The following is a 23,701-nucleotide window of genomic DNA, read 5'->3' as shown; positions in this document are numbered from 1 at the left end:
TCAAAAACAGGTATGGCATCAATGGCATCATCCACAGTGCTTCACGGCAAAAAACAATCCGCTCAACAATCCGCTCTTTTGCTCGGCCTTGTCGTGCTGGGAATTATTCTTCGTGCGGTTCTTTCGCCCTCATTGGCTATTCCTGCTGCGTCGCTTCACTCACTGATTTTGCTGCTCGCTGCGCTCGTTTTTTTTGGCGCCGCCTCATCGGTTTCGCTGAAAAAGCACGTGAGTGGTTTTGTTCGTGGCATTCTTCCGTGGTTCGTCAGCGTTGTTCTCATCTCGATTCCTTTTTATTTTGCAACGGGAAAATCAACTCCTGCGGCGCTTGTTGCAGCGGTCATCATCACGGCTGTTGCGCACGCGCATGACGCCGCGCCCGCAGTAAGTATTTTTGCCGTGCTGGTCGCACTGTTGATGCCCCTTGGCCTGCCTGCACTACTGCTCAAAGTTGTGGCAAGCCTTGGTGTCGCCCTGTTTGTGTGCCTACTCACGTTTCGGTTTATGCGTGCGGTACATTCGCATCTCTGGTCGCCGTTGGCAGTTGTTGCTGCACTGCTTCTCACCTTTGTGCTTGCCCACCAGCTCGGCGGCAGCGGCCTGTTTGCGGTCACCGCATTCGGCGTGCTGTTTGGCACGGTGTCGCTGAAAGAAAAAACAGCGGTTGCTTTATTCATGGGTCATTTCACTAACGCAGCGTCGCTCGTGGTATTTTTGCTTGCAGGATTTTTGATACCACTCCCCTTTACGTTGTCCTTTGCCGTGCTGTGCCTCGCGCTTTTTGCTGGAGTGTTGGTGCTGCGATATGTTGCATTTCTTTTTGTTCCTCACGCGGGCCACGCGCTTGCATCAACAGTTGCGCCTCCGCGTGCTGCTGCGCTTGCTCTGCTCCTGCTTGCGCCGGTGCCGTCGGTGCTCGTGCTGGTGCTGCTGTTTAATGCCCTGTTTTTGGTCTATCGACCAAAACCTATTTAAACCCCCCATTGATTTATAAAGAGAAATGAGAGAAATGGAACATCAGGCCACCACACCCGCAACCGTCATCCTTGATACCAACTTTTTGCTCATTCCCGCAACCTTTGGCGTGGACATCTTCAGCGAAATTCAGCGGATATACCCGCTTAAACACCAGTTTGCTGTTGTTGGCCCGACGCTCGCCGAGCTGGAAATCATCAAGGGCAGGCCGGGAAAACAGGCGTCGGCTGCAAAGCTCGCCTTGAGCCTCATAAAGGCAAAAAATATAAATACCCTCCCAACAGCGGTTAAACATACCGACGATGCCATCGTTGCAGTTGCTCAAAAACAGGGCAATTGTGTTGTCGCAACCCAAGATTTGGCGTTGCGCAGCCGCCTGAAAAAAGCAGGCATCAGCGTCATTGTCCTTCGACAAAAAAAATACCTTATGATGTTATAATTATGATGTTATAATGTTATAAATTATTATAAATCCGGTGCTATACATGTTTTACAAAGTAACCATCAACGACCACATCCGCGTGCCGCCGAAACTCTTTCATCTGCCGACGAAAGAAGCGGTCATCAAGCGCATCAAGAAAAAATACGACGGATTCATTTCAAAAGAGCTCGGCGTTGTTGTCGACGTTGCCGACGTGCATGACATCCAAGACGGCACCGTTATTCCAACTGACGGCGCCGCGTATTTCAATACCACGTTCGAACTCTACACCTTCAAGCCCGAACTGCAGGAAGTCGCGCTGGGAAATATCCGCGACATCGCCGACTTCGGCGCGTTTGTCAACCTCGGCCCCATTGAGGGCATGATTCACATTAGCCAGACCATGGATGATTTCGTTTCATTCGCCAAAGACAAGACGCTCGCGGGCAAGGACACGAAGCGCGTGCTGCGCGTGAACGACAAATGCAAAGCGCGCATCATCGCGGTCAGCTTCAAGGACCTCGCGAACCCGAAACTCGGGCTCACGATGCGCCAGAAATTTTTGGGCCGGGTTGAATGGATTGACGAAGACGTCAAAGGCCCGATAAAGCCAGCAGCAAAAGAAGCTCCGCAAAAAAAACAGCGCGGCAAGGAAGCAAAATAACTATATAGGTGCGCTATGGGAAAAAAGAAAGCATGCAAACGATGCCGGCTCCTCTTCGAGGAAAGCGAATGTCCTTCATGCAAATCAGCGCTCGTCTCAACCGTATGGCACGGCCGACTGCACATCCTCGATCCTGAACACTCAGTCATTGCAAAAAAATGCGGATTTGACAAAAAGGGCGAATACGCCATTAAAATACGATAAAAAATAAAAAATACTACAACAAAAACACGATACCCATGGACGTAACAATACTCAAAGAACGGGAAACACCATTGCTCGCGCGCAAGCGCGTAACACTCGAAGCAACGTACGATGCAGCAACGCCCTCGCGCGTTGACCTCACCAAAGCGGTTGCAAAAAAAGTCGGCGCCGACGAAAAACTGGTCAGCGTGCGGCACATCTACACGCGCTTCGGCAAACGCAAGGCACGCATCATTGCACACATTTACGCCGACGAAAAAGACCTCAAGCTTCTCGAAGGAAAACCAAAAGGAACCAAAAAAGCAGCTGAACAGCCCGCTGCATAACACTCAAGGTGAATCATCATGGCAGAAAAAGCACCCGCAAAATCAGCACCAAAACCCGCAGCAAAAGGCAAAAACGCCGGCTACAAAGTCTACAAACATTACACCGTCAAAGGCGGCGGCTTCGACCGGACAAATCGCTTCTGCCCCAAGTGCGGCCCCGGCGTGATGATGGCAAAGCACAAAGACCGGCAGACGTGCGGCAACTGCCATTATACAGAAATGAGCAAGCAATAAAATTTCTTCTCTTTTTTCCACACCTTTTTTATTGAAAAATCCCGTAACCTTTAAATACTTCCGTTCCTTTCTCTTTTCCATGGCAGAAGCAGTCACCACTGAAGAGCTCTATACAGAACTGAAAGCGATCAGAAAAGATGTAAGCTACATCAAAGAGCATCTTGATACTGCCTTAACTGGTGATGAAGAAGAAGCCCTTGCAGAAGCTGAAAAAGAATACCTCACTGGCAAATCTGTTTCTTTAAAACACTATTAAGTCTTTTTTCCACAACTTTTTTATAGCGTGTTGCTGATTATTCTGCTATGGCAAAAAAAGCACGCAAAAAAGCAGCTGCACGAAAAAAATCTCCTTCATCTACGTCCGCGTCTCTTTCATCCGTGCTCTCGCTCGCCAAACAACGCCTCCATGCCGACATGAAGCCCGTTATGGGGCAGGTGAAACACGTTGTTGGCGCGCTGGAATACGAGCTGAAAAAACAAAAGCTCAAAGCGCGCGTCATTATCGGCGGTTCGCTCGCAAAAAACACGTATCTTCCAGGCGACCATGATGTTGACGTGTTTGTCGCGTTTGATTACTCATCAAAATCCAGCGACATTTCAACCAAACTCGGGCACGTTCTTGGAAAAATAAAACACGTCTCCGTAACCCGCGTGCATGGCTCACGCGACTATTTCCAGCTGACGCTCACCCAGCCCGCAGCGAATCTCCGGTTTGAAATCATCCCCGTGCTCGCCATTCACGAGCCGAGTGCCGCGGTGAACATTACCGACTGCAGTCCGCTGCATGTCGCGTGGGTCAAAAAAGAAATTGCAAAAAAGAAATCGCTTGCCGATGAAATCAAGCTGACAAAATCTTTTTGCAAGGCAGCCGGCGTGTACGGCGCTGAATCATACATCAAAGGATTTTCCGGCCATGTGGTTGACATCCTGACGATTTACTACGGCGGGTTTGTTCCTCTCCTGAAAGCAGCACAGAGCTGGAAAGCGAAAGACGTCATTGACTTTTATAACAAACACCGCGGAAAAGCGCTCCACGCGCTCAATGCATCAAAGCTCCAGTCTCCCTTGATTGTTGTTGACCCCATCCAGAAAGAGCGCAATGCAGCCGCTGCGTTGGACTATGCAAAATGGGAACGATTCAGGATTGCGGCGCACCAGTTCCTCAAAAAACCAGCCATTGCCTTTTTCATCAAAAAAGACCTGACACTTGAGGACATCAAACAGCGTGCCGGAACCCACAAACTCGTCATGATTGATATCACTGCGCAGCATGGCAAGGAAGACGTGGTTGGGGCAAAACTGCTAAAATCATTTGAGTACCTGAAAAAAAAGCTCGGCGACCATGAATTCGAGCTCTACGACACCGGCTGGATTTGGGACAAGGACACGAAAGCACTCTTCTTTTTTATTCTCAATCCGGCAGTGCTGCCACCCACCCGCTGCATGGCTGGGCCGGCACTTTCATTTGCGCAGCATGTTGCCCATTTCAAATCAGTCCACAAAAAAACATTTGAAAAAAATAATAGGATGTTTGCAGACGTGCCACGGCGCTTCAGAACGCCTGAACTGTTTGTTGCAACGGTGCTGAAAGAACCGTACGTCGCTGAAAAAGTTGTTTCAGCACGAATAATCGGAGGCAACTAATGGCGCTTGTCGCAGCACTGGTCAAGATGGTGCTCATCTCCATCGCGCCGATTGCAGAACTCCGCGGCAGCATTCCGTACGGCATTCTTGTTGCACAACTCCCGTGGCCAATCGTGTTCGCCGTCTGCTCGGTTGCCAACTTTCTCGCTGCTCCGCTCGTGTATCTTTTCCTTGACAAGATGGTGCATCTCTTTCTTGTCTTCGGCTGGTTTGAGCGCTTCTATACTCGTTACATTACCAAAGCACAGCGTCAAGCCGAGCCGTACCTGAAAAAATACGGTGCATATGGTTTGATACTCTTCATCGGCGTGCCCCTTCCTGGCTCCGGCGTGTGGACTGGTACGCTCGTTGCCTACATTCTTGGTATGAAAAAGAAAACACTCTTTTTGTCAGCATTCGCCGGCAGCCTTCTTGCAGGGGCGATTGTGACGCTCGTTGTCGTGTCAGGAAAAGGATTGTTTGGGCTGATATAATCACTACTCGTTCACAACTATCTTTTTAAACATCCTTGCCAAAATTGGGCACATGCATCCAAACCAACGTGAATTTATCAGACAAGATAGTGCACGCATTCTTTTTGAAACAGGCGCCGTGCTGTTTCGCCCTGATGAGCCGTTTACGTTCAGTTCAGGCATCAAAAGCCCGATCTATTGTAACAATCGGAGAGTGATGGGCTACCCTGCTTTGAGCGACCATATCGATACCTATTTTGCCCAGTGCGCTCGGGATCTTGGCCAACCGTATGATACTATCGTCGGTGTCGCTACTGCGGGCATTCCATGGGGGCGTGTTCTTGCCAAAGAATTGCATCTTCCTTTTGCCTATGTGCGTGACCCGAAAAGCCACGGCACCAAACAAGCTGTTGAAGGGGATCTCCAACCCGGACAGCGGGCACTTGTTATTGAGGATCACATCAGTACCGGAGAAAGTTCAGTTGCAGCCGTAGAAAAGGTGCGCGCCGCAGGAGGCATTGTTGAGCAGTGCCTTGCCATAACAACCTATCAATGGGCTGAAGCTGATGGTCGTTTCACCGACGCACGGTGTGCACTCAGCACCCTCACTGATTTTTCCACGCTCGTGCGCTTTGCCGTCGAACGTCACTATCTTTCTCCCGATCAAGAACGCCTTGTTCGCGACTGGCAAAAAAATCCAGCGGGGTGGACTCATTCCGGCGGTGCACCATGAGCGAAATGAATTGGGTTGACAAACTGAAAGCAGAAACAGAAAAAACAGGCAGCATTCTTTGCATGGGCATTGATCCAACAGAAACAACAACACCTACTGTATCGGTTCGGGAATTTTATTTTCAAATTCTTAACGAAATCCGGCGGACGGGAATACAGCCTGCGGCAGTCAAGCCCAACCTTGGTTTTTTTGAGGGCATGAGCGAAACGCACGATTGGCTTCGCGGTCTTGGGATTCTTCGCGCGATTCTTGATTATTATCAAGACGCAGGAATCCCGCTCATTCTTGATGCAAAACGCGGCGACATCGGCAAGACCGCAGAACGATATGCCTACGGTGATTTCGAATTGAAACGTGCTGATGCGCTCACGGTTAATCCCTACCTCGGCAGCGACAGCATCAGACCCTTTGCTGCATACTGCGCTCCGGAGAAAGGTGGTAAGGGAGTGTATATATTGTGCAGAACCTCAAATCCAAGTGCGAATGAACTTCAGGGTTTGCCAGTCCGAGACGAAGAAACCGGATTGCCAGCATCATTGTATCATTCAGTTGCCAATCTTATTCGCTCTGACTGGCATGTTCCGGGCGTTGGTGCGGTTGTTGGCGCCACGAGCATCCACGACCTTGAAACTATTGCGCAAGAACTGAAACAATTCGGCAAAGAAATCCCACTTCTCATTCCAGGTGTCGGTGCGCAGGGCGGCTCGGCTGCTGAAGTTGCTGATGTTCTTCGTCGTGTTGGCTATGATTTGCGAATTTGTCGAATCAACTCTTCATCCGGCATTGCCGAAGCGTGGAGAAAAGAGCATGCCAATATCGATTTTATCGATCCTATATTTCTTGGTTCGATTGATTACGCCGGCGCTGCAGTGCGTGAAATTAAAAAACTGAACACAGAAATTGGCCCGATTCAATAACCTTTATATTCTCCATTTCATCCGTAGTGCGCATGCGCGAAAAACTCATCACTCTCTTTGTTGTCTCGCTCTTTTTTACCATGCTTTTTCTCGGTGCATCATCTTTCACTGGGACGGTTGTTGATGAGGTGCATCAAAACTTACGCGATGAATTTAGCGGCGCAAAACACCAAGAAGTCTATTCCTGCAAAGACCGCTCGACATTCGGCGCCGGCGAGGTTTCAATTGTGGTGAACAAAGGCCACCTGCGCACGGTGTATATGTCTGACCTCTGCGTAACCAAGCGCACGCTGCGCCTGTTCGCCTGCACCTTCGACCAAAAAGACAAAAAGCATTTTCTTATCTCATCGGATGTGAAATGCCCGCTGGATTCAGAGTGCAAGCATGGCCAGTGCGTGGAGTCGCACGTGTGGGATGAGTAAGTTTGGCAAATAAAAACTCTACTAAACCGAAAGGATTAAATACTTACTCTACTTTCCACTCTTAAAATGATACCTAACCTGACACTCGGTGATTGTCTTCATCGTCGGTAAAAATCGCTTTTCTGATAGTTGCACTTCTTTTTTATCACTCGTTTTTTCATCTATTAGTTTTTGCTTCTTTCATAGCTGGCCGCCGCGCTAGACCTCCAACCTATTCTCAACCACCCTAATTTTTCTGACTTGTTCAGAAACTAATCGGATAAAATTCAAACAAAACTGTAGCGATAGCTATGCTCATGTTCACCGTGGTGTATCAGCCGCACGCCAGCCCGTGGAGCTGGAGGACAGGGTGCGAATCCCTGCGGTGAACCTAAACAAACAGCAAAAAAAATCAAACCAAAAAAACAAAAACAAAAAAGCCGGCGGGCGTTAAACGAGGAGATGAAAACGATGGAACAAACAGAACAGCAATCAACAAAAGGCAGACAGCAATCAATTATGGAGCGCCCTGCGCCCGGTCTTCATTGCTGAACTTCGGGCGCTTGATTTTGAGAAAAATGCCCTCGCACGCGGTGATATGCCTAAGAAACTTTTTATGGGTTTTGGTTATAATCGTTTCCTTGCAGAACGTGGCGAGCGTCTTGATATGCTGGATTATTTTTCATGGATGAAGCGCATTCAGCAACTCACCGGCGCTGAATGGTTTATCTGGGATGCCAGCGGCTATTGGATTGTCAACAAGACGCCAAAAAAGCGTTTGCCAACAACAATCAACGGAAAGCAGCTGCTCGAGATTCTTGTTGACGAGCAAAATCAGCCGGAACGCAGTGACATTCGCCAAAATTGTGACCAACGTGCGCAGTATTTGCAGCGGCTTATTCAGGCAAGCGGTATTACCGCACGATATCTTGACTCGCGAATGGTCTTTCGTCAAGATGAATCGTATGTGAACGCACTTGATGGTGCGCTTGAATATGTGGATCGCTTAACCAAAGAATGTCCTGAACTTGTTGCGCGAATCAGTCCGCCGGCTGATAACCCTTTTCGTGGATTTTATCTGCCACTGGAGACTGCCGAGGCGTTATACCTTCTTGCAACACAGCTTGTGCAGGGAAAGTTCGGTCCGGAGAGCGAGCGTGATTTCGACGCTGTGATTCTTGGCGCAACTGAATGCATGCGTGTGCCCTATCTTTCAGTTCGTTCGCCTTTGCCGCCAACGGGCAAGCCAGGTTATTTGGCAGACGATGGATCATCTATCACCACAAAAGATGCTGAAGGAGTTGTGGAGGAGAAGCTTGCCAACCAACCATATGCCGCGTACGTGCGGCAATACCTTGCGCCGTTTCGCCAGCCAGACGAGCCGTTGATTGGATGTGCGGTTCGCATGCAAAATCTTTTGGAGGTGAAATAATGCCTCCTCTTTTTTCTTTTTCAAAAGTGTCCACAAAGAAGTGCAACATCTACAAAACCATCGGCATCCTCGGTGGCATGGGGCCGGAAGCAACGGCAGCTACCTATCTGGAAATCATTCGTATTTTCCAGCAGCGATACGGAGCGAAATACGATGCGGATTTTCCCGAAATCATCATCGTGAGCAAGCCGATTCCTGATGTTGTTGAACGCGTTGAAAATGAGGAGCAAACCATGATCCTTCTCAACGAAGGCATTGCACAGCTCGCCACTGCCGGCGCAGATTTTGTCATTATCGCCTGCAACACGGTCCAGCGTTTTTTGCCGGAGTTGAGAAAATTCGCAGCCATTCCGATTCTCAGCATTGCAGAGGAAGTAGCAAAATCTTTACCATTCAAGTCGGTCGGCTTGCTGGCAACTGAAGCGACAATGAACGCGCGCATTTTTGATATTGAGCTGGAACAAAAAAATGTTGCCATCATCAAGCCAACACAAAAGCAGCAAACGATGATTACCGAAATAATCATGAATATTCTCAACGGCAAAAAAACAGAGGGCGACAAAACAACGCTTCTCCTGATAATTGACTCTCTGAAATTGGACGGTGCTGAAGCCGTTATTCTCGGCTGCACGGATTTGCCTTTGCTGATTTCGCAGGATGATGTGAGCGTTCCTCTTATTGATACGATTAAGGTAAACGCCGTTGTGGCGGTGAATTATTGTTTAAACACCCAAGAGGAGAAACCATGAAAAAGATAATTATAGACACCGATCCGGGCGTTGATGACGCGTTGGCAATATTGTACGCGGCGCAGTTAGGCACTGTTGACATTCGTGCACTGACGACTGTCTTTGGCAATCTTTCGCTGGAGCAAACAACAAGAAACGCGCGTATACTTTCAGATATGCTCGGCGGAACAGTGCCCGTGTATCAGGGTGCTGAAAAACAACTCTGCGGAGAACTCTGTCCGCTTGTTGCTCAGTCTCAGGTTGGTGGGTTTGATTTTTTTCAGGGAGAACCAACAGCCCGCATCCAAGGCGACGCGCTTGACGCACTTATTTCTATAATACAAAAAAATCCATATGAAATAACGCTCGTTGCCATTGGCCCCTTGACGAATGTGGCGAACCTCGCTTCTGAATCGCCGTCTGCATTTGCGCAGCTGAAAGATCTTGTCATTATGGGTGGCGCCATTAACACCTACGGCAACACCACTGCTGTTGGCGAATTTAATTTCTGCTGTGATCCAGAAGCCGCTGATTATGTGATGAGCGCGGATGGGCCACCGAAGACACTCGTCCCTGTTAATGTATGCAGGCAAGCAGTCATGACTCCTACTGAGGTTGCCTCATTTCCTGCAACGGATGAGGGTAATTGCCTGCGTCAGCTTGTTGCGGACTATGTTCGCTACTATCTCGCCAATGAAGGACTTGGCGGCGGGGTATTGTACGATCCGGTTGCTGTCGGAATCGGAATTGATCCAACATACATTACCAATCAGCAATCTGCATATGTGCGCGTTGAGACGCGGGGTGAATTCACGAAAGGCATGTCCATTGCTGACCTGCGCCAACGGCCGACTAAAGAACCAAACTGCAATCTTGTGTTAAGCATTGACGCGGAACGCTTTAAGCGCGACTTTTATCGTGTCTTACTGAACCCATCACAAACTATATAAAAACCAGAACACCACGTGAAAACCATGCCTGAAAAACTTGAGCTCCAGCGCGCCCGCGGCACGCGGGACTTTCCGCCGGAAGAAAAAATTATGCGCAATGAACTAATCGCCACGCTGGTTCGCTTGTTCGAGCAGTTCGGCTTTTCTCCGCTGGAAACGCCCATTCTCGAGCGGTATGACGTGCTCGCATCAAAATATGCCGGCGGCGCAGAAATTTTGAAAGAAACATTCACTCTCAAAGATCAAGGCGAGCGTGATCTCTGCCTTCGATACGACCTCACCGTTCCCTTTGCACGCTTTTTTGGCATGAATCCAACGCTCAAACTTCCGTTTAAGCGCTATCAAATCGGCCCAGTATTTCGCGACGGCCCGATAAAACTCGGGAGGTACCGCGAATTCTGGCAGTGTGATGTTGATGTGGTTGGCACAAAAAATATGCTGGCTGATGCCGAGCTGGTGGTGCTTGCCCAAAAATTCTTCCACCAAATAAACTTCGATGTGACCATAGAAATCAACAACCGAAAATTTCTCGATGGCTTGCTCGCGTTTCTCGGACTCACTGAAAAAAATGTCGATGTGCTCGTGGCAGTTGACAAACTCAAAAAAATTGGGTCTGCTGACGTAAAAAAAGAACTGAAACAAAAAGGGCTCTCTCCCACTCAAGTTGAGCAACTCTTTTCCTTACTGACACTGCCCGGAAAAAACAGTGACAAGATTGCCATTCTCCGCGAAAAAATTACCACACCCGCTGCACAAGAAGGCCTGCGCGAGATTGAAGAGCTCCTTGCCTATGTTGACCGGCTCGGTGACGAGGCAAATGTATCATTCGAGCCGACGCTTTCCCGCGGATTGGCATACTACACCGGCCCGGTGTTTGAGGTGTTCCTCAAAGATTCGTCTGAAAGCGACGTGAAATCCTCTCTTGCCGGCGGTGGGCGCTACGACCGAATGATTGGCACCTTTTTGGGCAGCGGCGAATATCCTGCAGTGGGCATCAGTTTCGGCATTGAGCCGATTGTTGAGCAGCTAAAAATAATCCGTGCCGCGGAAAAAGAGCCTATGAAAAAATCCGTGACGCAGGTTTTTTTAATCCCCATCAAAACGCTCAATGAATCTCTCACCATCTTGAGCACACTCCGTAAAGAGGGCATCAACGCTGACATCGATATCATCGGCAGAGGCATCAGCAAAAATTTGGACTATGCCAACGCGCTCGGCATTCCCTATGTTCTTATTATCGGTGCGCAGGAACTTGCGCAGAACAAAGTCAAGCTGAAAGACATGCTGTCCGGCACTGAAGAGCTGCTGGGGGTACATGAGGTCTGCACGCGATTGAAGGGATGATCTAATCACCAATTCAAAATGTTTTTATACCTCCTCTTTCTTTCTCGCCCCGATGGTATCTGATGAATGTGCTGCGCTTGATGATCGGGTTCGTTCCACAAAAACTAAAGAAACTATTTTCTTAGACGGCAAACCTCTGAGTGCCGTGTTTGGCCAGTACCGAGACGAGCTCTACGCTTATTTGCTCAAACAAACAGCTCATCGGGCTGATGCAGATGACATTCTTTCAGAAACATTTGTCAAAGTTGCCCGCTTTCACGATAGCTACAAAACTGGCACTAATCTCCGCGCGTGGCTGTACAAAATTGCTGTCCGCTCATTCCTTAACCATCATCACCAGAAAAAGATTGAGTGGGAGCGTTTCACGTCGGATGAAGATCCTGAATTCCATGCAGCAAGCCATCCAGAGACACCTGAAACCATTGTTGCTCGGCGAGAAATCATGGCACGTGCCCAGCGTGCGGTTGGCGAACTTCCCGGTGATTTTCGCGCAACAGCATGGCTCACTTTTTTTGGTGAATCTCACTATCACGAAACGGGCAGAGCGTTGAGCCTACCTGACGGCACCGTGATGTCTCGCGTCTACCGCGCACGAAGGATCCTTGAACAGGATACTGACTTATATAATGTGTTGAAGTGAATCACGCCAACCGCCAAAACCACAAACTTTATAAATAACCTCCTTGTTTTTGACCTATATGAGCTCAATCTTTCTTACAGCTTTTTGTCGACAACCACTCGAATGCTTGTCAGCAGGCTGTACGGAAGCATATACTGTTCAAATGCCCTGGTAGTGTAGTCCGGTCTAGCACGCAACCCTGTCACGGTTGCGACCCGGGTTCAAAATCCGTTTGTCGTTGGTCGGTATCGTTTGTCGACGACAAGCAACTGACTACCGGCGACATACCGAATGGAAGTCCCGGCCAGGGCGTTTTATTCATATGCTATGGGCCGGTAGCTCAGCCTGGTAGAGCACTGCACTTTTAACAAAAACACGAAGGGGTGTTTTGGAAGCGATGCAGTGGTCGCGAGTTCAAATTCAGTGGTGTGCACGGCACATCTGCTGATGAATGTCTCGTCCGGCCCGTTGCATTTTTAAGAAAGATAGGGAAGGAAGCACATGCTACGAAAACAAAAAACACCTGTCGTTTCCGTCACGAATCACGTGCTGATTCCTGAGCACCAGAAGCTCTCTGACAAAGACAAGCAGGAGCTCTTTGCAACGTACCACATCACGCTGAAAGACCTGCCAAAAATTCTGCCGACCGACCCTGCCATCCAACCGTTAAGTGTCAAGCCAGGCGATGTCGTCAAGATTCTCCGCAAAAGCCCAACCGCGGGCGATGCGATTTTTTACCGGGGGGTTGTGCATGCGTAAGTACAGCCACGTCCTGCTCACGAAATACTTTCAGGAAAACAGCCTGATTGGTTCTGACATTGAGTCGTTTAACAACTTCCTTGATTTTGAGCTCCAGCGCATTGTCGAGGAAAACAAGGACATCGTTCCCACCATTATTCCCCATAACATTGACGAATTCAAAATTGTGCTTGACAAAATCTGGCTGGAAAAGCCAACCATTACTGAAGCTGACGGCTCCAAGAAAAACATTTTTCCGGTTGAGTCGCGCCTGCGAAAAATAACTTACGCGGCGCCGTGCTTCATCGAAGTTTCCGCGCACGTCAACGGTGTGCGGCGCGAAATGTTCACCACCCAAATCGCCAGCATGCCCATCATGCTGAAATCAAAATACTGCCACCTTAAAGGGCTTAACCGGGACGAGCTCATTGAAAAGGGCGAAGACCCGGACGATCCCGGTGGCTACTTCATTATCAACGGCACGGAAAAAGTGCTGATCTCCGTCGAAGACCTCGCGGCCAACAAACTGCTCGTCGAAAAAGAAACCGTTGGCGTCAGCGCGTTTGTCGGCCGGCTTTTTTCCGAGCGCGGCTCATTCAAAATTCCACACACGTTCGAACGCATGAAAAATGGATTGTTTTACCTCACTTTCACCCGTGTCAAGCGTGTACCCATCATCATGGTGCTCAAGGCGCTCGGCATGCTGCGCGATGATGAAATCATGAAAACCATCAGCACCGGCACGCAGAACGACGAAATCATTGTTAACTTGTATGAATTTGTCGCAACAAAAACACAAGACGACGCGCTTGACTGGCTTGCAAAGCACATCGGCATCATGCAGGCGCGCGAAATCAGAATTGAGCGCATGCGCGAACTCCTCGACAAATACCTGCTTCCCCACCTCGGCCTTGAGGCAAAAGACCGCGTTTCAAAATCATTCAACCTCTGCAAAATCCTGCGCAAATATATCGCTGTCAGTCGTGGAGAGCTCCCGCCGGATGACAAGGACCATTACATGAACAAACGCCTCAAGTTGAGCGGCGACCTCATGGCTGACTTGTTCCGCGCCAACATCAAAGTGCTGATTGGCGACCTGCTCTACAATTTCCAGCGCATTGTTAAGCGCGGCAAATTCCCGTCGATAAAAGTCATTATCCGCGACAAGCTCTTGACGTCGAGAATTTACAGCTCGCTGGCAACCGGCAGTTGGGTTGGCTCGCGCAAAGGCATCAGCCAGCGTATCCAGCGCCTCAACTTTACCGAAACTATGAGTCACCTCCAGCGTGTCGTGTCGCCGTTAAGCGCAACGCAGGAAAACTTCGAGGCGCGCGGTTTGCATCCGACGCATCTCGGCAGGTTATGCCCGGTTGAAACTCCTGAAGGTACCAACATCGGCCTGCGTAAAAATCTGGCAATGCTTGCCCAAGTCACAACCGAGGAGCCCGAGGCGCCCATCCTCAAGTCGCTGAAAGAGTGCGGCCTCAAATTTATCAAATAATAGTATCAACTAACAAATCCATACTACCATCCACCACATTCATCGGTGAAACACAACAATGGCTCAACCTGAAACCAACGGCGCTGAAGTGTACCTGAACGACAAATTTGTCGGGACTATTGAAAATCCCGTAGAATTCGTCGACAAAGTCGTTTCAAGCAGGCGAAAAGGCGCATTAAGCAGCGCGCTCAACATCAGGTTTGATGCCCAGCGCAATCAGGTATTTATCGAGAGCGACCGCGGCAGAGTTCGCAGGCCCCTGATTGTGGCAAAGGATGGTAAATCACTCCTCCTCGAAAAGCATTTGCAACAGCTCGAAAAAAACGAAATCACCTTTGCTGACCTCATCAAGCAGGGCGTCATTGAATACCTCGACTCGCTCGAGGAAGAAAATACGCTCATCGCCTTTACTGAAGAAGAACTTACTAAAGATCACACCCATCTTGAAATTTCTCCGACTATTATTTTCGGCATTTGCGGCGGCCTCGTGCCGTTTGCCAACCACTCGCCCGGTGCGCGTATTGCCATGGGCGCGAAAAACCAGAAACAGGCGCTCGGCTTTTACGCAGCGAATTTCCCCGTGCGCATCGACATGGATGTTAACATTCTCCACCACCCCCAGCGTCCGATTGTGAAAACCATCATTAATGATCTTACTGAATATGACAAGCACCCGGCTGGTCAAAATCTCGTCGTTGCAGTCATGGCCTATAAGGGATACAACATGGAAGACGCTATCGTCTTAAACCTTGGTTCAGTGCAGCGCGGCCTTGGCCGTTCCACTTATTTCCGGCCCGCGATTGTCGAGGAGCTGCGCTACGCCGGCGGACTCACTGACAGTATTTGCGTTCCTGACAAAGAAGTCAAGGGCTACAAGTCAGAGCACGATTACCGCTTCCTTGAAGAGGACGGCATTATCTATCCTGAAGCGCCAGTTGCTGAAGGCGATGTGGTGATTGGAAAAAGCTCTCCTCCACGCTTCTTGAGCGGCATGAACGAGTACAGCCTTGCCTCAACCACTCGCCGTGAAAGTTCCTTTTCAATGAAGCACGGCGAAGAGGGCATTGTTGATTTTGTCGCCATCACCGAAAACGAAGAGGGCAACAAGCTCGTGCAGGTGCGTATCAGAGACCAGCGCATTCCTGAAATCGGCGACAAATTTACATCACGCCACGGACAAAAAGGTGTTGTCGGTTTGCTCGTGCCCCACGCTGATATGCCCTGCTCTGCATCAGGCATTGTTCCTGATATCCTGTTCACCCCTCACGGTATTCCATCACGTATGACTGTTTCACACTTGATTGAAATGATCGGCGGCAAAGTCGGTTCACTCAGCGGCCGGTATGTCGACGGTACCACGTTTGACGCCGAGTCCGAAGAATCGCTGCGGACGGAACTCCTTTCTATGGGCTTCCGTGAAAACGGCACTGAAAGCATGTACCACGGAGAAACCGGAGAACGCTACCCCGTGCGTATTTTCATCGGCAACATGTACTACCTCAAACTCAAACACATGGTCGCAAACAAAATTCACTCGCGCGCACGCGGCCCCATCCAGCTCCTCACGCGCCAGCCCACTGAAGGGCGCTCAAAAGAAGGCGGCCTGCGATTGGGAGAAATGGAAAAGGACACCTTTGTTGCGCACGGCGCATCGCTGCTGCTCAAGGAGCGGTTTGATTCCGACAAAACCATTGTGCCGGTGTGCGAAGGCTGCGGCACCATTGCGATTTACAATGAATTCAAGGACCAGTCAGTGTGCCCGCTCTGCGGCGATAACGTCGAGGTGAGCGACATTGAACTGTCCTATGCTTTCAAGCTCATCCTTGACGAATTCAAGTCATTGGGAATTTATCCACGATTGAAACTCAAAACAAAATACTAACAACAACATACACAAACTACTGATACACCATGGACCGCGAACGCTACCCCTACAAAGAAATTGAAAGCATTTCCTTCGGACTGCTCTCGCCAAAAATGATCAAGAGCATGGCCTCTGCAAAGATTGTCACGCCGGAACTCTACGACAAAGAGGGCTACCCGGTTGACGGCGGCCTCATGGACATTCGCCTCGGCGTTATCGATCCCGGATTGAAATGCAAGACCTGCGGCTCAAAACTCAAAGAGTGCATCGGCCACTTCGGCTACATTGAGCTTGCCCGGCCGATTATCCATATCAAATTTGTCCCGCTCATCCTCACCATGCTCCGCTGCGCGTGCCGCGAGTGCGGCAAAGTGCTTATTCCACAAAACAAGGTTGACCAGTACACTGAAGTGCTGGCTGAAGCAGAAGCACAAGGCGGCCTTGAAGCGCGGCGCCGAAGAATCAAGGAAATTATTGCCGGCCTGAAAACAATCAGCAAATGCCCGCACTGCAAGGCGAAACAATACAAAATTTCACTCGACAAGCCGTACACCTACATGGAAAATGACAAGCGGCTTTCACCCATTGAAATCAGAACACGACTTGAAAAATTGAGCGATGACGACTGCCGAATGTTCGGCCTGAATTCTGACGTGAGCAGGCCGGAATGGATTATACTCACGGTCATGGCAATCCCTCCCGTCACCATTCGCCCATCGATCACTCTTGAAAGTGGCGAGCGCAGTGAGGATGACTTAACCCACAAGCTCGGCGACATTGTCCGTATCAACCAACGCCTGTTTGAAAACATCAACGCCGGTGCTCCTGAAATTATCATCGAAGATCTCTGGGATTTGTTACAATACCACATCACCACGTTTTTCGACAACAATGTTGCCCAGCTCCCGCCAGCACGCCATCGCTCGGGCCAGCCGCTGAAAACAATTACCGAGCGCATTACAAGCAAGGAAGGCCGCATCAGGCACAACCTTGCCGGCAAGCGCACAAACTTTTCTTCACGTACCGTCATCTCTCCTGATCCGATGATTAAGATGAATGAGGTCGGCATTCCAAAAATTGTTGCCAGCAAACTGACGGTTCCTGAACGCGTCACTGAATGGAACCGGGAGTACCTCAAACAATTTATTGAGCGCGGCCCGAAAAACTATCCAGGTGCCAATTATATTACACGGCCGGATGGCAAGAAAAAGAAAATCACCGACGAAACAAAAGAGCAGCTGCTCGAAGAAATTCAGCCGGGATACATTGTTGAGCGCCACCTCATGGACGGTGACCTTGCTGTTTTCAACCGCCAGCCCAGTTTGCACAGAATGTCAATGATGGCGCACCGCATTCGCGTGTTGCCGCACAAAACATTCCGCCTCAATCCAGCAGTGTGCCATCCGTACAACGCGGATTTTGACGGCGACGAAATGAACCTGCACATTCCTCAAACTGAAGAAGCACGCGCTGAAACAGAAATGCTTATGATGGTTGACCTGCAGATGATTAGCCCGCGGTATGGCTTGAGCGTTATCGGCTGCATTCAAGACGCAATTTCAGGATCCTATGTGCTAACCCACGACGACACGGTCATGAAACACCGCGATGCTGTTGACTTGCTTTCCGCGTCAGGCATCAACGATTTTTCCCGCCTGCCGAACAAAGACATGGTCACGGGCAAAGACGTGTTCAGCTGCCTGCTCCCTGCGGATTTCAGATTTTCCGGCTTCACCAAAGGAAACAAGAAAAAAGAAGAGCCCGACCTCATTATCCGCAAAGGAAAAATCCTCAAGGGAGTCATGGACTCTGCAAACCTTGGCCACGGCGCAGGGCTTATGCTGCGCAACCTGCACAAGCAGTACGGCGAGCACTTCACGCTTGATGTGCTGACAAAAATGTGCAAGCTTGCCGTGTTCACCTTGAGCAAGTACGGTTTCTCGACGGCAATTTCCGACATGGATCTTCCTCGGGAAGCAGTTGAAAAAATCAATGCCATTAAGGCGCAAGCCGAAGAAGAGGCGGACATGCTTATCAAACGGTACCACAACAAGGAAATCGAGACATTCCCGGGAAAAACACTCATTGAAACGCTCGAGCTTCGCATTCTCGAAGCGCTGAACACCGCGCGTAACAAAATCGGTAATCTCGTTACTGAATACGCACCGGGCACCACCGGCACCATTGCCATGGCGAAGAGCGGTGCGCGCGGCACGCCGATTAACATGGCACAAATTGGCGCTTGCGTCGGCCAGCAGGCACTGCGTGGCAACAGAATCAGCAAGGGCTTTTCCAACAGAACACTTTCCTGTTTCAAAAAAGATGATCTCATGCCAGCAGCGCGCGGCTTTATCAGCAACGGCTTCAAGTCCGGCCTTGCGCCGCACGAATTTTTCTTCGCAGCAATGACCGGCCGTGACAGCCTCATGGATACCGCACTGCGTACTCCAAAATCAGGATATTTATACAGGCGGCTTGCCAATGCGATGCAGGACCTGCGCGTTGAATACGACCACACGGTCCGTGACGCATCAGGAAGAATTATCCAGTTCCTGTACGGCGAAGACGGCATTGACATTTCCAAGAGCGAGGGCGGCAAGCTCAATGTGAAACGAATCATCGAACATATCTGCGGCACTGAAGCAGACTGAGAATGAGGAACACCATGACGACTGATACTGTGAACGAACTGTGCGAAGAATACCTTCCTCTGCTGAATAAAAAAATTATCAGCGATATGAAGAAGCATCTTCCGGCGAACGCCACAAAAACACAGCTCAAACAAGTATTCGATGCCACAGTCAAAGAATATGAAGATTCAAAAGTTGAGCCCGGTGAAAGCGTCGGCGTTATCAGTGCAGAATCAATCGGCGAGCCCGGCACCCAGATGACCCTTAACACGTTCCACTTTGCCGGCGTTGCGGAAATGAACGTCACCACCGGCCTGCCGAGAATTATTGAAATTCTCGACGGCAGAAAAAATCTGAGCACGCCGATGATGGAAATCTACCTCAAGCCGCCGTACAGCGAAGGAAAGGACATCAAGCGCATTGCGCTCGTCATCAAAGAAACCACGGTCGAAGAAGTTGTTTCAGAATTTATCATCAACATGCTCGAATTCACCATTGAAATTCGCCCCGATGAAAACAAACTCCGTGAAATTGGCATGACACGCGCTGGCTTTATCAAGGCGCTTGAAAAAGTAGTCAAGCTTTCCGTCAAGGAAAAAGATGGTTCTATCTTTGTCAAGGCGTCTGGAAAAGAAGCAGGGCTCAATGAGCTGTACAAACTCAAAGAAAAAATAAAAGAGGCGTACCTGCAGGGCATCAAGGGCATTACCCAAGTACTGCCGGTCAAGCGCGGCGATGAATTTATTATCGTTACTGCCGGCACCAACCTCGGAAAAATACTCTCACTCGACTTTGTTGACACTACCAGAACCGTGTCCAATGACCTCTACGAAATTGCCGGTGTGCTCGGCATTGAAGCAGCGCGCCAGGCAGCAATCAACGAAATATTCAAAGTCATTGAAAGCCAGGGCTTGAACATTGACAGGCGACACATCATGCTTGTTGCTGACATGATGTGCACCGCTGGCAGCATCAAAGGCATCACGCGCTACGGCATTGTGAGCGAGAAATCCTCGGTCCTTGCACGCGCGTCGTTCGAAACGCCCATCAAGCACATCATTGACGCGGCACTCATCGGCGAAGAAGATACACTCACTTCAGTCGTTGAGAACGTGATGATTAACCAGCCTATTCCCGTCGGCACGGGCCTTCCCGGCCTTGTTGTTGAAGTAAAAAAATAATCAACTAAAACTAAATACCTACTGGTGACACCATGGAAGATTTCAAAAAACTCGTCAAAGAAGGAAAAGCATACGTTGGCACTAAAGAAACGCTGAAACAGATAAAACAGGGCGGTGTCAAGAAAGTATATCTTGCCTCAAATTGCCCGGCATCAGTCAAAACCGACGTGAAAAAATATGCAGAGTTGTCATCAACCGAAGTTGAAGAGCTTGCAGTACCAAACGAAGAGTTGGGTATCATCTGCAAGAAACAGTTTTCTATTTCTGTGTTAGGCGTTAAAAAAGACGTGAAAAAATAGGATTTTCCATGACGACAACCGCCATCAAATATGATATCTCTCTCATGCAGTACATGGCTGTTTTTGAGCAGGTAACCGGCGCGTCGCCCAAAGATTGTTTTGTTGATACACACCTTACCCTTCTAACATTTGTGGTGCAGCCCGGCCAGATTGGCAAGGCGGTGGGAAAAGCAGGGGCAATGGTTCACCTTCTGGAGCAAAAATTCAAGCGACGCATTCGCATCATTGAATACCATCCGGAAAAGCTTGAATTCATCAAGAACATGATTATGCCTCTCCGCATTGATGCTATTCGGGAAGAAGAAGCGATTGTCTATCTCGAAAGCCAAGACATGAAAACAAAAGGGCTGTTGATTGGCCGCAACGCGCAGAATCTTCGTAATCTTGAGACGAATGTTCGCAGGTATTTTGAGGTTAAGGAAATACGGGTAGTCTAATATCCACACTTCTCACTTTTGATGCACCATGACACATCCTTCTTTTGTCGAACGGTTTCGTGATTTGCCAAACGTCGTGCACAAATCATGGGAAGAAATAGCGCGCATGACGACGTTTTCCGCTTCTCATTTTAGGCTGTATTTTGAAGAAAAGCACGGTCGAATGCGGAGTCCCCATCTTCAATCTCTGCATAATATTGCGCACAGTGTTGATCTCATTCCTGTGGTTTTATATCACGTTCCAACGGATCAGCCTGAAAATCTCGGTGTGCACGATTTTCTTGCCGGCGAACCTGTTGATAATTATGTCCGTCGGGTTATTCTTCAGGAAAAAAACCGTCTTGGTTTGACTATCGAAAAATTAGCATGGAAAAGCGGGCTCTCACCACGCACTGTTTCCCAGTATGAGCGAGCAAAATCTGATTTAACCGTGCGCAGTTTAGATTCTTTGTGTCCGCCGTTGGGTTTGGTGGCGGATTATTTGGTGGTGAAGAAACGGTTTGCCGAAGCAATGGCAGTACTCTAAAAAAAGGGGTTTTGAGGATTCTTCTCTATGCAATTATAGACGTTTCTTTATAAAGGTTTAAATACCTCTGCCTTTTTCAAATGCCTATGAACTCGCTTTTTCGCCGGTACGGCATTCCTCTGCTTGTTTCCGCCGCCCTCCATGTCGGTGTCAGTCTCTTTGGCAATCACCACCTGTTGAGCTCTGACACCTGGCTCTCATCGCGTGCAGCCGCACGTGCGCGTGCTGAACAACTTGAAGAAAAAATTGATGCAGTTCGCAAAGAGAAATCAGCATTTATCAACACAGTTGTTGATGACATTCACGATGGCACGCTGGATAGTATTCCTTTTTCAGATTTTTTTCTCCGGAGCGAACTGTATGAGGCAGCACTCAACGACCCCGTGGCGCTTGAGCGGTTGCCTGAACTCCAGCAGACGTATGCGCAACAGCGTGAAGCACTTCGGCTTTCAGCACCGGCTGATGCCGATTTGACTTCTTTTTTAACAACCAAAAAACCCGAACATGCGTTCGGCGATCCCATAAATGATTACGGCCGCATGATTGATCTGTTGCAAGAACGGGGTTACAACTGCACTGCACGGACGAAGTTTCACGTTTCGCTCGAGGATGATCTTCGTAACAATTCCTTCTTTCGTGTGAAATTTGTTGACAACCACATTGGGCTGGTGAATGACCCGAAATTGAAAGACAAGGGGATAATTGCGCCGCCAGAAATTTTGGTGGTAGGCTACCTCCGTTCACAAGGTGTTTCACTTGATCGTTTGCCCCGCGAACTTGCAGCGCTGTACCAGCGCGGTGTTGTCGGGAAAAATTCTTTTCTCAAAACAACTGGCATTGGGGAAGATCTTCCACCGACCGGTGAGCTTGTTGAAGCCCCTATTATTATGGGTGTGCGCATGCCTGAAAGTGATTCACAAGAATTGGGTGCACACCAAAATCAGCGTGCGCGGCTTCGCCTGCATGAAGAACTGGCACGGGGCGTGCTTGGATTTTATGACAACGGCATGCTGTATCCCATGAGCATACCCAAAGGCATTGACTGGTGCGGTGTCGCCATGTCATTTTATTGGGATTATTTAACCGGTTCTTCTGGCAACGGGCCACCTATCGAGGCACCCTTTGAACAACTCTGTTATGCAACCCAGACGCCTGTCCAGTGGAAGGGCTTGAACTTGGTCAGCATTTTTGAGCAACAAAAAAGTCTGATTCGTGTGGTCTGCCGCAACCAAGTTATGAATGATGTGCTTGCTAATCTTGAAGCAGAGTGCACTACTTGGTACACCCACTACGATCGTTTACCCTCTGCAGATTTGGACAAGCTGGTTGAGCAGTATGGAACAAGAACAGCTGAACCCGGCATTTTTTCCGGTCTTAACCTTCTCCTTTTTGATCGATCGGATCCTCGGCTGAAAAAAATGGCTGATCAGAATGTTTCTTTGGGCAATCTTGACGCTGCACTTCAGATTTTTTTCTATAGTGCTCAAAGTGTGAATACCCCTTTTACCATTGCTGACTTTGGCATAATCTATACTGCCTACGCAACTAAGCTCCATAATGAACGAGGAGTCATCGATGAATGTGCCGTCAGGATTGACCAATCTGAAGGAAGTTCACCTCTCGTCAATGCGGTTGGTACGTACCTGCTTCAGCGAGCTGCGCGATTTGGTGATGATCTTGTATCTGACATACGTTTCAGAATTGGTGACTCTGATGATGAATCACTCGTGCCTTTTTTAGTCAAACATTTCGAGGCTACCCGCACTTTTATTTCTCAACACCCTTTTCACCCTACCACTTTTGCCGACGTACGTGTTGCCCTCGCTTTTGTGCGGTACACTCCTCTTCTTATTCACCATCCTGAAATTCTTGGTGTGCCGTCTTATATTCATCCACATACTGGTACTCATCAGGCAGATGCACACACCTATCTTAGTTTCCAACGGTATTTTAAAGGTGCGTATCTCTTATTTCCCCCGAATGAAACTATAAACCAATCTTTTCGTGCGTATCTCAACCGTCTTAGTTCAGAAAATGCCGACAGTTACGTCCATGATGCATTGATTCGTGAAGGATTCGCGCCCGTAGAATAATCACGCATGATATTTCACCAGATGAGTGCGGTAGTCATTTCGCAGTTCTTTTACGTCACTTTTTACTTCGTGTAACCCATTTTCAACAGCATGGAGGCGCATGTCAAACCTTCCTATCATCTTTCCAATATCTATTCCTTTTTCAACCAGCATGACAATAAACGAAATCAACGAGCCTGCACCTACAAGATACGGCAGATGCGCAAGCCACCACGGCGTATTAATGATGCCGAGCCCTTTCAGGATGAGCCAGATAATCAACGTGGTAAATGAGATAATAAACACCACAAACCAAAAATTGGGCGATGGGCCTTTTTCTACAATAAACTCAGCGAACCGGTCAAAATAGGTTGGTTTATTTTGTGCTGTCATGTTCATCACGATTCGT

General features: G+C 49.0%; 27 protein-coding genes and 2 tRNA genes. 28 read left to right on the top strand and 1 reads right to left on the bottom strand.

Annotated elements, in window-relative coordinates:
* Positions 1 to 12 precede the first annotated feature (12 nt).
* From Q7R76_06425 to Q7R76_06290, 28 genes are all read left to right on the top strand, one after another.
* Positions 13 to 975 (top strand): hypothetical protein, encoded by a 963-nt coding sequence (locus tag Q7R76_06425; GenBank protein ID MDO8643182.1) that lies wholly within the window; start codon positions 13 to 15, stop codon positions 973 to 975.
* 25 nt (positions 976 to 1,000) lie between these two features.
* Positions 1,001 to 1,414, top strand: a complete 414-nt coding sequence (locus Q7R76_06420; protein MDO8643181.1) for a nucleotide-binding protein — start codon at positions 1,001 to 1,003, stop codon at positions 1,412 to 1,414.
* Between the two features lie 46 nt (positions 1,415 to 1,460).
* Positions 1,461 to 2,060: a DNA-directed RNA polymerase gene (locus Q7R76_06415; protein MDO8643180.1), complete on the top strand. Its 600-nt coding sequence runs from the start codon at positions 1,461 to 1,463 to the stop codon at positions 2,058 to 2,060.
* A 15-nt stretch (positions 2,061 to 2,075) separates the two neighbouring features.
* Positions 2,076 to 2,264, top strand: coding sequence for a transcription elongation factor subunit Spt4 (spt4, locus tag Q7R76_06410; protein ID MDO8643179.1), 189 nt, complete (start codon positions 2,076 to 2,078; stop codon positions 2,262 to 2,264).
* A 35-nt stretch (positions 2,265 to 2,299) separates the two neighbouring features.
* Positions 2,300 to 2,590 carry a hypothetical protein gene (locus Q7R76_06405; protein ID MDO8643178.1) on the top strand — a complete coding sequence of 97 codons (291 nt, stop codon included), beginning with the start codon at positions 2,300 to 2,302 and terminating at the stop codon, positions 2,588 to 2,590.
* 18 nt (positions 2,591 to 2,608) lie between these two features.
* The gene (locus Q7R76_06400) at positions 2,609 to 2,824 is read left to right on the top strand and encodes a 30S ribosomal protein S27ae (GenBank protein MDO8643177.1); all 216 of its coding nucleotides are present in this window, start codon (positions 2,609 to 2,611) and stop codon (positions 2,822 to 2,824) included.
* Between the two features lie 79 nt (positions 2,825 to 2,903).
* Positions 2,904 to 3,080 carry a hypothetical protein gene (locus tag Q7R76_06395; protein ID MDO8643176.1) on the top strand — a complete coding sequence of 59 codons (177 nt, stop codon included), beginning with the start codon at positions 2,904 to 2,906 and terminating at the stop codon, positions 3,078 to 3,080.
* A gap of 47 nt (positions 3,081 to 3,127) precedes the next feature.
* Positions 3,128 to 4,468, top strand: coding sequence for a nucleotidyltransferase domain-containing protein (locus Q7R76_06390; protein MDO8643175.1), 1,341 nt, complete (start codon positions 3,128 to 3,130; stop codon positions 4,466 to 4,468).
* Entirely contained in the window at positions 4,468 to 4,941 is a 474-nt protein-coding gene (locus Q7R76_06385; protein ID MDO8643174.1) for a small multi-drug export protein, read from the top strand. Before Q7R76_06390 ends, Q7R76_06385 begins: the two co-directional genes overlap by 1 nt.
* A gap of 52 nt (positions 4,942 to 4,993) precedes the next feature.
* Positions 4,994 to 5,653, top strand: coding sequence for an orotate phosphoribosyltransferase (gene pyrE / locus Q7R76_06380; GenBank protein MDO8643173.1), 660 nt, complete (start codon positions 4,994 to 4,996; stop codon positions 5,651 to 5,653).
* The gene (gene pyrF, locus Q7R76_06375) at positions 5,650 to 6,570 is read left to right on the top strand and encodes an orotidine-5'-phosphate decarboxylase (GenBank protein ID MDO8643172.1); all 921 of its coding nucleotides are present in this window, start codon (positions 5,650 to 5,652) and stop codon (positions 6,568 to 6,570) included. Before pyrE ends, pyrF begins: the two co-directional genes overlap by 4 nt.
* A gap of 32 nt (positions 6,571 to 6,602) precedes the next feature.
* Positions 6,603 to 6,992 carry a hypothetical protein gene (locus tag Q7R76_06370; GenBank protein MDO8643171.1) on the top strand — a complete coding sequence of 130 codons (390 nt, stop codon included), beginning with the start codon at positions 6,603 to 6,605 and terminating at the stop codon, positions 6,990 to 6,992.
* Between the two features lie 577 nt (positions 6,993 to 7,569).
* The gene (locus Q7R76_06365) at positions 7,570 to 8,403 is read left to right on the top strand and encodes a hypothetical protein (GenBank protein MDO8643170.1); all 834 of its coding nucleotides are present in this window, start codon (positions 7,570 to 7,572) and stop codon (positions 8,401 to 8,403) included.
* Positions 8,403 to 9,152: an amino acid racemase gene (locus Q7R76_06360; protein MDO8643169.1), complete on the top strand. Its 750-nt coding sequence runs from the start codon at positions 8,403 to 8,405 to the stop codon at positions 9,150 to 9,152. The genes Q7R76_06365 and Q7R76_06360 overlap by 1 nt, the downstream gene beginning before the upstream one ends.
* Entirely contained in the window at positions 9,149 to 10,081 is a 933-nt protein-coding gene (locus Q7R76_06355) for a nucleoside hydrolase (GenBank protein ID MDO8643168.1), read from the top strand. Before Q7R76_06360 ends, Q7R76_06355 begins: the two co-directional genes overlap by 4 nt.
* A 24-nt stretch (positions 10,082 to 10,105) precedes the next feature.
* Entirely contained in the window at positions 10,106 to 11,425 is a 1,320-nt protein-coding gene (gene hisS, locus Q7R76_06350; GenBank protein ID MDO8643167.1) for a histidine--tRNA ligase, read from the top strand.
* A 52-nt stretch (positions 11,426 to 11,477) separates the two neighbouring features.
* The gene (locus tag Q7R76_06345) at positions 11,478 to 12,065 is read left to right on the top strand and encodes a sigma-70 family RNA polymerase sigma factor (protein MDO8643166.1); all 588 of its coding nucleotides are present in this window, start codon (positions 11,478 to 11,480) and stop codon (positions 12,063 to 12,065) included.
* Between the two features lie 144 nt (positions 12,066 to 12,209).
* A tRNA-Asp gene (locus tag Q7R76_06340) sits at positions 12,210 to 12,356 on the top strand.
* A 17-nt stretch (positions 12,357 to 12,373) separates the two neighbouring features.
* Positions 12,374 to 12,512 (top strand) — tRNA-Lys (locus Q7R76_06335).
* A 33-nt stretch (positions 12,513 to 12,545) separates the two neighbouring features.
* Positions 12,546 to 12,803: a DNA-directed RNA polymerase subunit H gene (locus Q7R76_06330; protein MDO8643165.1), complete on the top strand. Its 258-nt coding sequence runs from the start codon at positions 12,546 to 12,548 to the stop codon at positions 12,801 to 12,803.
* Positions 12,796 to 14,283, top strand: coding sequence for a DNA-directed RNA polymerase subunit B'' (locus tag Q7R76_06325; protein MDO8643164.1), 1,488 nt, complete (start codon positions 12,796 to 12,798; stop codon positions 14,281 to 14,283). The genes Q7R76_06330 and Q7R76_06325 overlap by 8 nt, the downstream gene beginning before the upstream one ends.
* Positions 14,284 to 14,341: 58 nt before the next feature.
* A complete protein-coding gene (gene rpoB, locus Q7R76_06320) occupies positions 14,342 to 16,165 on the top strand; it encodes a DNA-directed RNA polymerase subunit B (GenBank protein ID MDO8643163.1) in 1,824 nt (607 codons plus the stop codon).
* Positions 16,166 to 16,194: 29 nt separating this feature from the next.
* Positions 16,195 to 18,798: a DNA-directed RNA polymerase subunit A' gene (locus tag Q7R76_06315; GenBank protein MDO8643162.1), complete on the top strand. Its 2,604-nt coding sequence runs from the start codon at positions 16,195 to 16,197 to the stop codon at positions 18,796 to 18,798.
* A gap of 14 nt (positions 18,799 to 18,812) precedes the next feature.
* Positions 18,813 to 19,958 carry a DNA-directed RNA polymerase subunit A'' gene (locus Q7R76_06310; protein MDO8643161.1) on the top strand — a complete coding sequence of 382 codons (1,146 nt, stop codon included), beginning with the start codon at positions 18,813 to 18,815 and terminating at the stop codon, positions 19,956 to 19,958.
* Positions 19,959 to 19,990: 32 nt separating this feature from the next.
* Positions 19,991 to 20,257 carry a ribosomal L7Ae/L30e/S12e/Gadd45 family protein gene (locus Q7R76_06305; protein ID MDO8643160.1) on the top strand — a complete coding sequence of 89 codons (267 nt, stop codon included), beginning with the start codon at positions 19,991 to 19,993 and terminating at the stop codon, positions 20,255 to 20,257.
* Positions 20,258 to 20,265: 8 nt separating this feature from the next.
* On the top strand, positions 20,266 to 20,694 hold the full coding sequence (locus Q7R76_06300; GenBank protein MDO8643159.1) for a NusA-like transcription termination signal-binding factor: 429 nt from the start codon (positions 20,266 to 20,268) through the stop codon (positions 20,692 to 20,694).
* 28 nt (positions 20,695 to 20,722) lie between these two features.
* Positions 20,723 to 21,220 carry a helix-turn-helix transcriptional regulator gene (locus Q7R76_06295; protein ID MDO8643158.1) on the top strand — a complete coding sequence of 166 codons (498 nt, stop codon included), beginning with the start codon at positions 20,723 to 20,725 and terminating at the stop codon, positions 21,218 to 21,220.
* 86 nt (positions 21,221 to 21,306) lie between these two features.
* On the top strand, positions 21,307 to 23,313 hold the full coding sequence (locus tag Q7R76_06290) for a hypothetical protein (protein ID MDO8643157.1): 2,007 nt from the start codon (positions 21,307 to 21,309) through the stop codon (positions 23,311 to 23,313).
* On the opposite strand, the gene Q7R76_06285 is transcribed toward Q7R76_06290, so the two are convergent.
* Positions 23,314 to 23,691 carry a hypothetical protein gene (locus tag Q7R76_06285; GenBank protein MDO8643156.1) on the bottom strand — a complete coding sequence of 126 codons (378 nt, stop codon included), beginning with the start codon at positions 23,689 to 23,691 and terminating at the stop codon, positions 23,314 to 23,316.
* Positions 23,692 to 23,701 lie beyond the last annotated feature (10 nt).

The sequence above is a fragment of the Candidatus Woesearchaeota archaeon genome, assembly GCA_030651375.1.
Lineage (GTDB): Archaea > Nanobdellota > Nanobdellia > Woesearchaeales > UBA12501 > JAUSFM01.
This window is presented reverse-complemented; position numbering and strand designations above follow the sequence as displayed.

Excerpts from the sequence above, each read along its gene's own strand:
- Q7R76_06390 (MDO8643175.1), top strand. The coding sequence starts at position 3,128 with ATGGCAAAAAAAGCACGCAAAAAAGCAGCTGCACGAAAAAAATCTCCT.
- Q7R76_06330 (MDO8643165.1), top strand. The coding sequence starts at position 12,546 with ATGCTACGAAAACAAAAAACACCTGTCGTTTCCGTCACGAATCACGTG.
- Q7R76_06295 (MDO8643158.1), top strand. The coding sequence starts at position 20,723 with ATGACACATCCTTCTTTTGTCGAACGGTTTCGTGATTTGCCAAACGTC.
- Q7R76_06315 (MDO8643162.1), top strand. The coding sequence starts at position 16,195 with ATGGACCGCGAACGCTACCCCTACAAAGAAATTGAAAGCATTTCCTTC.
- hisS (MDO8643167.1), top strand. The coding sequence starts at position 10,106 with ATGCCTGAAAAACTTGAGCTCCAGCGCGCCCGCGGCACGCGGGACTTT.
- spt4 (MDO8643179.1), top strand. The coding sequence starts at position 2,076 with ATGGGAAAAAAGAAAGCATGCAAACGATGCCGGCTCCTCTTCGAGGAA.
- Q7R76_06345 (MDO8643166.1), top strand. The coding sequence starts at position 11,478 with ATGGTATCTGATGAATGTGCTGCGCTTGATGATCGGGTTCGTTCCACA.
- Q7R76_06300 (MDO8643159.1), top strand. The coding sequence starts at position 20,266 with ATGACGACAACCGCCATCAAATATGATATCTCTCTCATGCAGTACATG.
- Q7R76_06285 (MDO8643156.1), bottom strand. The coding sequence starts at position 23,691 with ATGAACATGACAGCACAAAATAAACCAACCTATTTTGACCGGTTCGCT.
- Q7R76_06400 (MDO8643177.1), top strand. The coding sequence starts at position 2,609 with ATGGCAGAAAAAGCACCCGCAAAATCAGCACCAAAACCCGCAGCAAAA.
- pyrE (MDO8643173.1), top strand. The coding sequence starts at position 4,994 with ATGCATCCAAACCAACGTGAATTTATCAGACAAGATAGTGCACGCATT.
- Q7R76_06365 (MDO8643170.1), top strand. The coding sequence starts at position 7,570 with ATGCCTAAGAAACTTTTTATGGGTTTTGGTTATAATCGTTTCCTTGCA.
- Q7R76_06420 (MDO8643181.1), top strand. The coding sequence starts at position 1,001 with ATGAGAGAAATGGAACATCAGGCCACCACACCCGCAACCGTCATCCTT.
- Q7R76_06305 (MDO8643160.1), top strand. The coding sequence starts at position 19,991 with ATGGAAGATTTCAAAAAACTCGTCAAAGAAGGAAAAGCATACGTTGGC.
- Q7R76_06290 (MDO8643157.1), top strand. The coding sequence starts at position 21,307 with ATGAACTCGCTTTTTCGCCGGTACGGCATTCCTCTGCTTGTTTCCGCC.
- Q7R76_06405 (MDO8643178.1), top strand. The coding sequence starts at position 2,300 with ATGGACGTAACAATACTCAAAGAACGGGAAACACCATTGCTCGCGCGC.
- Q7R76_06360 (MDO8643169.1), top strand. The coding sequence starts at position 8,403 with ATGCCTCCTCTTTTTTCTTTTTCAAAAGTGTCCACAAAGAAGTGCAAC.
- Q7R76_06310 (MDO8643161.1), top strand. The coding sequence starts at position 18,813 with ATGACGACTGATACTGTGAACGAACTGTGCGAAGAATACCTTCCTCTG.
- rpoB (MDO8643163.1), top strand. The coding sequence starts at position 14,342 with ATGGCTCAACCTGAAACCAACGGCGCTGAAGTGTACCTGAACGACAAA.
- Q7R76_06395 (MDO8643176.1), top strand. The coding sequence starts at position 2,904 with ATGGCAGAAGCAGTCACCACTGAAGAGCTCTATACAGAACTGAAAGCG.
- pyrF (MDO8643172.1), top strand. The coding sequence starts at position 5,650 with ATGAGCGAAATGAATTGGGTTGACAAACTGAAAGCAGAAACAGAAAAA.
- Q7R76_06355 (MDO8643168.1), top strand. The coding sequence starts at position 9,149 with ATGAAAAAGATAATTATAGACACCGATCCGGGCGTTGATGACGCGTTG.
- Q7R76_06385 (MDO8643174.1), top strand. The coding sequence starts at position 4,468 with ATGGCGCTTGTCGCAGCACTGGTCAAGATGGTGCTCATCTCCATCGCG.
- Q7R76_06325 (MDO8643164.1), top strand. The coding sequence starts at position 12,796 with ATGCGTAAGTACAGCCACGTCCTGCTCACGAAATACTTTCAGGAAAAC.
- Q7R76_06415 (MDO8643180.1), top strand. The coding sequence starts at position 1,461 with ATGTTTTACAAAGTAACCATCAACGACCACATCCGCGTGCCGCCGAAA.
- Q7R76_06370 (MDO8643171.1), top strand. The coding sequence starts at position 6,603 with ATGCGCGAAAAACTCATCACTCTCTTTGTTGTCTCGCTCTTTTTTACC.
- Q7R76_06425 (MDO8643182.1), top strand. The coding sequence starts at position 13 with ATGGCATCAATGGCATCATCCACAGTGCTTCACGGCAAAAAACAATCC.